Raw genomic sequence first — 7,402 nt, forward strand, 5'->3', positions numbered from 1 at the left:
AGTATAAAATGATTTTTAAGAAAAGAAAACTGTCAAAATCGGTTATTTTTCTTTATAAAGAACACAATTACTACTGTTTACTCATTATTACTTTTATTTTCTTACATTTTGTACTTTTTTAAGAACGCCAAAACCCAACACTTTTTCTCTTTTCAACAAACGCTTTACGTATACTTTTGTTACCATTTAAAATCGCAACATATCGTTTAATACGTTTGTCATCTTTTTAGCAAAAGAAAAGATGCTTTTAAATCTTAGTACAAAAACAACAATCCATGCGAAAACTGCCTTTCAACAAAAAACGACAGGTGACTGCATGTGAGCACCTATCGTTTTTTGTTACTATTTTTTTAATTTTAGCTTTGCTAACGCTTCAGCTAAGGCAGGATTTTTAAATTCATCACTTTGTTTGTTTTGTTTCTTTAAATAGTTCGATACTTCTCGTTTCGAAACGTTTTTATTTTTCGAGCTTTTTCTACGTTCATTAAATGTAGATAGTTTTTCTCGATGTCCACAGCTACAGACAAAAATTTGACCTTCTCCTTCACCACGTAGCTCTAGTTTTTTTCGACAATTCGGGCACCGTGCATTCGTTACTTTTGATACATTTTTCCGATGGCCACATTCACGATCTTGACAAACAAGCATTTTTCCTTTCTTTCCGTTTACCTCTAGCATTGGTTTTCCACAATCAGGGCATTTCTTGCCAGTTACATTATCATGCTTAAATTTCTTGTCACTATTCTTTATCTTATGAACAACATCCTTTGCGTAATGTTTCATTTCATTTATAAATGCTGTTTTTTGGAGAGACCCTTTTGAAATAGCCTCTAGTTTTTGTTCCCATTCTGCTGTAAGTTCCGGTGATTTTAAATCCTCAGGAACTAAGTCTAGCAGTTGTTTCCCTTTGGAAGTAATAAAGATACTTTTCCCTCTTTTTTCTATTAAAAAGCTATTAAATAGCTTTTCTATAATATCTGCTCTTGTTGCTACCGTACCGAGCCCACCAGTTTTTCCAATTGTATTTATTAATTGTTTATCGTTCTTTTTCATATACTTTTTAGGGTTTTCCATTGCAGACAATAAGCTAGCTTCAGTGAACGGTTCAGGAGGTTTGGTTTCTCCTGTTGTTTGCGACACTGCTGTAATTTGCAATACATCCCCTTTTGAGATGCTTGGTAACGTTTGTTCAGAAATAACATCGTTTACTTCGTCATCAAATTGGTTTTCATAGACCTCTTTCCACCCTTGGTTTATAATCCGCTTCCCTTTGGCAATAAATTGCTCACTAGCAATAGATGTAACTATTGTTGTTTGTTCATATTCAAATGGTGGGAAGAGTACAGCTAAAAAACGTTTTACCACTAAATCATATATCTTTCTCTCTTTGTCACTAAGCGAGCTTAACATGGCTGATTGTTCAGTCGGTATTATAGCATGGTGATCAGAAACCTTACTATTATCAACAAAAGATTTCTTCGCCTTAATTGGTTGTTTCAATATTTTCATTGCTAATTTCGCATATGGCTGAATACTACAAGCATCAACCCTGTCCTTTAATGTAGCCACAATATCCGTTGATATATATCTAGAATCTGTTCGTGGATATGTTAATAATTTATGCTGCTCGTACAGCTTTTGCATAATGGAAAGCGTTTCTTTAGCAGAATATCCAAAACGCTTATTGGCATCTCTTTGTAATTCTGTTAAATCATATAGCTGTGGTGAATAGCTCTTTTTCGCTATTTTATTCACATCCACAACTTGTGCATGTTTATTATTAACTGCTAGAAGAGTGTTTTCTATTTTATCTTTTGAAAATGTTTTAGTGTCCTTTGTGTTATTATCTAACCATACTAATTTCAAATGATCTTTCGTCACCGCTTGAATTCCATAATATGCCTTTGGTTTGAAGTTACGAATTTCTTCTTCTCTTTTTGAAATTATTGCAATTGTTGGTGTTTGCACCCTTCCGCAAGACAACTGTGCATTGAATTTTGTCGTTAACGCACGTGTTGCGTTAATACCCACATACCAATCAGCTTCAGCGCGAGCTACAGCAGATGCATATAGATTTTCATAATCTTTTCCATTCCTTAATTTACGAAAGCCCTCTGTAATCGCCTTATCTGTAACAGATGATATCCAAAGGCGCTTGATTGGTTTATTCATACGTACTTTTTCAAGAATCCACCTAGCTACAAGCTCACCCTCTCGACCAGCATCTGTGGCAATAACTACTTCCTTAACATCTTTCCTATTTAATTGTGCCTTTACAGTATTAAATTGCTTACTCGTTTTTTTAATAACTACGAGCTTTGCCTTGTTAGGAAGCATTGGTAAATCTTCTAACTTCCATGACTTATATTTCACGTCATATGCTTCTGGATCAGCTAATGTGACTAAATGACCTAGTGCCCATGTGACGATATATTTATCTCCTTCGAAAAATCCATTTCCCTTTTTCTGACATTTTAATACTCTTGCTATATCTCTACCTACTGAAGGCTTTTCAGCTAATACTACAGTCTTACTCATCAAAAAATCCTCTCTTTGTTTGCTACCTTTTAGTTTAACATATTTGCTATGAGCATTTCTCTGTGAGGTTACCGCCATGCGATACAAAATATAGCTAATAATTGTACAATCATTTCCAAACATTCAATCACAGTATTTATATACATTACGAGTTTAACAGAGCACACAGGCTATTCATTGCAACGCATCAAGCAACTTACACTTTCAAAAGAAGCTATAACGATTAAGCCCCTTTACCTTAAGCTCTTGGCTATAAGTAAAGGGGCAAATACAATTAATCTATCTTAGTGAATTATGCTGACGAAATGCCTAATTGTTTAATTTCTTTTAGCCACACTTGTCTTTTGTCATCTGTCGATTGGCTAATAGGTCCGATTGTTGTAATCTTAACGGGATTAATTCCGCAAAACTTAAGCGTGCTCCTTTTCATGGCATTATGTCCCGGCTTCCCATAAACTATATTGTAATACCATTTTGGTGAGTCCATTGTCACAATTAACCTCGCAGACCTACCTTTTAATAGTTTTTCAGGAAGCGGACCTTCAGTATATTTAAAAGCAAATCCCGGTGAAAAAACCCGGTCTACAAATCCTTTTAATAATGCAGGCATCGTTCCCCACCATGTTGGATACGTAAATACGATATGATCCGACCATTTTATGAATTCCTGAGCCCTCTGTAAATCTTGCTCAAACTCCATTGTTTGACCATACCCTTTAAGAATTGGATTAAATTTCATCTCAGCAAGAGATAGTTCTCTAACTTCGTTATCACCTTCTAATGCACCATCTTTATAGGCTTTCCCTAACGCTGAACAGAAACTATTACCATTAGGGTGTCCATTAATAATTAATATGCCCTTCAAAATTAAGCCCTCCCAATACGAATTATTCACACTTTTTTCTAGCTGTTCCCGTATGGATTGTTGCTATTCGTAAGATCTAAACACGTATACATGTAACATTCAGGGCAGTTTTTCGTCTATAAAACATTGACTCCTGAGTAATACGACATCTTTATCTTCTAGCTTAGGAATTATATCAACACAGTTTACGTAAAGAGCCTTTTAAAAAATCTTCATATAAAAACTCATCTAACATTTATCTACGTTTGTCTTCGTTCAATAAAATTAATTCCTACGCCCATCATCAACACACCCATCAAACATAAAATACTTATTGGAAAGATAAAATCACTCATTGAATAATCATATATAACCGCTCCCTTTAAGAGCTCCATTCCATAAGTAAGAGGTAAAACCTTCGAGATTGCTAATAAAACTTCAGATGTAACGATTTCAATTGGCCAATAGGCCCCGCTAATCATCGCCATACTTACAGAAATAATTGGGATTAATGCATTAAAATGCTGAATATTTTTTACAAACCCTGTTAACATCACTGATAAAGCTACGATGGAAAAAACGTAAGGCACAAGGAGCAATAGTACTTTCCAAAACGCTCCATTAAAATCTATATTTGTTAAGTACCGAAAAACGAGAAATACGATGACGACTTGGAAATAACCTGCTAAAAATGTATACATCAGATTACCAACATACATCTCCCATTTACGAACAGGTGACAAGATCATTCGATCCCAAACCCCGTCTTTTTTCTCTTCTAGAATAGTTGATACATTAATGGCAATCGTAAATATTACAAAGAAAAGGGCACTTCCAAACAATCCTTGCACATTTGCATCATATAAGAAGGCATCACTTGAATGAAAATATTCTTTATTGATCGTAAAAACTTGATTATTTTCTAATGAGTTAAATGCTTCTACTATAGGCTCAGTGCTGAACTCCTGTTGTTCAGCTTCCACTATTAAAGCCTGTTTTTGCATATGATTAATATACTTTTGCTGTACATATTGCTTAATGACCATTTGGTTTTCTGTGTTTGCAGCAATAATGAGATCGAAACCTCGCTCTCTAAGAATCACTCCTGCCTCTGCTTTTCCTTCTGCCACTGTTTCATTTAGTTCTTCTTTGCTCATTAAATTAAAACTGAAAGCATCAGAGCTTTTAAGCTCATTTATAAACTCAGTCGTTGCTTGCTCTGACAAGTCACTATAAACAGGTACGCTAATTGATTGTTCAGAGCCCTTACTTATAAACATTGCAATGAGCATACAAACAGCTGTCATAATAATATATGCCCATGGTTTTCGCATTAACAACCGGAATTTTGTCTTTAATATCGTAATCATAAAGCACCTCTCCTTTTAGGAAAGCTCGCAATTGAACATAATAGAAGCACAATTCCTATTGAAAATAAAGTGAGCAACGATGGGATTACATCTGTTAGAGAATATCCTTGTAATATCTTCAAATAAGCTGTCATACCTGCTCCATTAGGTGTGATTTTAGAGATAAATGCCATAGACTCAGGCATTTGTGATATAGGCATCATGCTCCCACCTAAAAAAGCGATAACTGGAATGCCCACTGAAGAGAAAAAGGTAGATATTTCTGCTGATTTAAAGCGATAATTTAATGATGTCATAAGCACAGCAAGACCACCTGTCGTAAAACATATTGACAATGTAACAGCTATGAATGCTCCTAATGAATTCCACGTTACTTGATAAACAAGGGCGACGACACCATATAATATACATAACTGAAGAAATGCTAGTATAACAGCCGAACAAAATATACTTGTAAAATAGACCCACCTAGATACGTTTGCTAACATGATACGATCAAAGACGAGCGACTCTTTTTCAACATGGGCATATGACCCTATTGTTGTTGCGATATACAGAACGAACATGACACTCATACCTATTGCATAATAACCGAGAGAAGTAACCGGCTCCCGTTTTGTCACAGTTTCTGTGTTGATCTCCATATCACTCGGGTTGGCAAATACTTGTTCTGTTATCACACCTTGTTTTCCCAAAATAACAAATGTGGAAAGCTGATTTTGAAAAAACATGATTACGTCTTCAACAATTTTTGATGTTATATCTTTTCCTTCATTTACATAAAAGTTTAGCTCAGGTACGTTATCTACATTAAAAAACATTGAATTCAATATGTCATACGTAAAGTTTTCTGGTGTTTCAATGATCACAGCATATGTGTCATCACTTTTTAGCTGTTCAATCTCGTTCTCATCAAATTCTTCAAGTGATAAAAAGGATGAAAGTTCCTCATTTTTAAATATTTCATTTTTTATGATGTCAATTGGTGACAGTTCACTTGCAACAGCTGTAATGACTTCTTTTTGCTCACTTGGCAATTGCTTTTCTTCTAAATCATTAATAAAACGATCGACCTCATCCTGTTCACTTCCAATTTCAATAAGCGCCACTTTAGCGTCGATTTCAAGATGATCACCATCCATCACACCGCTTAATGCAAAACCTAAAATCGTAATTAAAATTAGCGGCATCCCAAGTAACAACAGCAATTCCGGGCGGTTTCTTAGAAATAGTAACAATTGTTTTTTGAGTAAATACCAAAACATAATCATCACCTCAATTTCTTAATGCTCTTCCTGTTAAATGAAGAAAAACATCCTCTAATGTAGGTACTTTTACTTCAACCGAAGTGATCGTCGTATCCGTTTCTTCAGCGAGTTTAAACAATTCGCTAAATAAATTCACTTCCTTAGCTACAATAATTGTAACTAATTGATTTTCGGTTGATAGTTTATTAATAAGAGGATGATTCTTGAGTGAATAAATAAAGTCATCTTTCAATCTCTCAACTTTTATTTCTAACGTTTTTTCATTTGATAAAATATTTTTGATTTCATCTTTAGTACCAGAAGCAATAATTCTCCCTTGGTCCATAATATAAATTCGATCGCAAATAAATTCGACCTCCTCCATATAGTGACTCGTATATAAAACCGTCATTTGCTTCTCTTGATTTAAATGTTTAACAGTCTGTAAGATATAATTTCTAGATTGTGGATCAATTCCTACCGTAGGTTCATCCATGATGATAATTTCTGGTTCATGTAAAAGGGCTACACCGATATTTAAACGACGCTTCATTCCACCTGAAAAATTTTTTACTAATTCCTTTTTCTTCTCTTCAAGTCCAATAATTTGAAGAACTTCTTCAACTTGTTTTTTAAGCTTTGATCCTTTTAATCTATGAACACTGCCAAAGAATTCAAGATTTTCTTTCGCGGTCAAATCAGGATATAATGCAATGTCTTGAGGGACAACTCCAAGTATTTCTCTAAGCGACTGCGGATTTTTTAACACACTAGTATTGTTTAAGCGCACATCACCACTCGTAGGTGCTATGAGTGTAGAAATCATCGAAATCGCCGTAGATTTGCCTGCTCCATTTGGCCCGAGCAGACCAATTGTTTCTCCTCGCTCTAAAAACATATTTGCTCCATCCACAGCGACGATTTGTTTGAATTTCTTCTTCAACTCTACAACTTCTAACAATATTATCGCCTCCTCTTTCTAACTAACTATTTATATCGTACAGTCTTTCACTGACATTTCACACTGTCTGACGTCACCAATTTGAATGATAAACATGACCTTAGTCACATGATTATTCAAATGCGCTAATTTTACGCCTTACTGTCCATACTCATACGTTTTCTGTCCAATTCTCTGCTTTTACTGTCCGAAGTCATGTATTTACTATCCAATTCTCCACTTTTACTATCCGTACCCTTGTATTTACTATCCAATTCTCCACTTTTACTATCCGTACCCTTGTATTTACTATCCAATTCTCCATTTTTACTATCCAATTCACTACTTTTACTATCCGTACCCTTGTATTTACTATCCAATTCTACACTTTTACTATCCGTACCCTTGTATTTACTATCCAATTCTCTACTTTTACTATCCGTACCCTTGTATTTACTATCCA

Annotated in this window: 6 protein-coding genes; all 6 read right to left on the reverse strand. The window is 34.8% G+C overall.

The window, feature by feature from the left end; genetic code table 11:
- Positions 1-342: 342 nt before the first annotated feature.
- Positions 343-2,538 carry a DNA topoisomerase III gene (locus JM172_RS02555; RefSeq protein WP_214480515.1) on the reverse strand — a complete coding sequence of 732 codons (2,196 nt, stop codon included), beginning with the start codon at positions 2,536-2,538 and terminating at the stop codon, positions 343-345.
- Between the two features lie 292 nt (positions 2,539-2,830).
- A complete protein-coding gene (locus tag JM172_RS02560) occupies positions 2,831-3,406 on the reverse strand; it encodes an NAD(P)H-dependent oxidoreductase (protein WP_214480715.1) in 576 nt (191 codons plus the stop codon).
- 236 nt (positions 3,407-3,642) lie between these two features.
- Entirely contained in the window at positions 3,643-4,752 is a 1,110-nt protein-coding gene (locus JM172_RS02565) for an ABC transporter permease (RefSeq protein ID WP_214480516.1), read from the reverse strand.
- Positions 4,749-6,023, reverse strand: coding sequence for an ABC transporter permease (locus JM172_RS02570; RefSeq protein ID WP_214480517.1), 1,275 nt, complete (start codon positions 6,021-6,023; stop codon positions 4,749-4,751). Before JM172_RS02570 ends, JM172_RS02565 begins: the two co-directional genes overlap by 4 nt.
- Positions 6,024-6,027: 4 nt before the next feature.
- A complete protein-coding gene (locus JM172_RS02575) occupies positions 6,028-6,942 on the reverse strand; it encodes an ABC transporter ATP-binding protein (RefSeq protein WP_410629397.1) in 915 nt (304 codons plus the stop codon).
- 149 nt (positions 6,943-7,091) lie between these two features.
- The coding region (locus JM172_RS02580) for a hypothetical protein (RefSeq protein WP_214480519.1) at positions 7,092-7,402 on the reverse strand (311 nt) is incomplete at its 5' end.

The organism is Bacillus sp. SM2101 (assembly GCF_018588585.1).
GTDB lineage: Bacteria > Bacillota > Bacilli > Bacillales > SM2101 > Nanhaiella > Nanhaiella sioensis.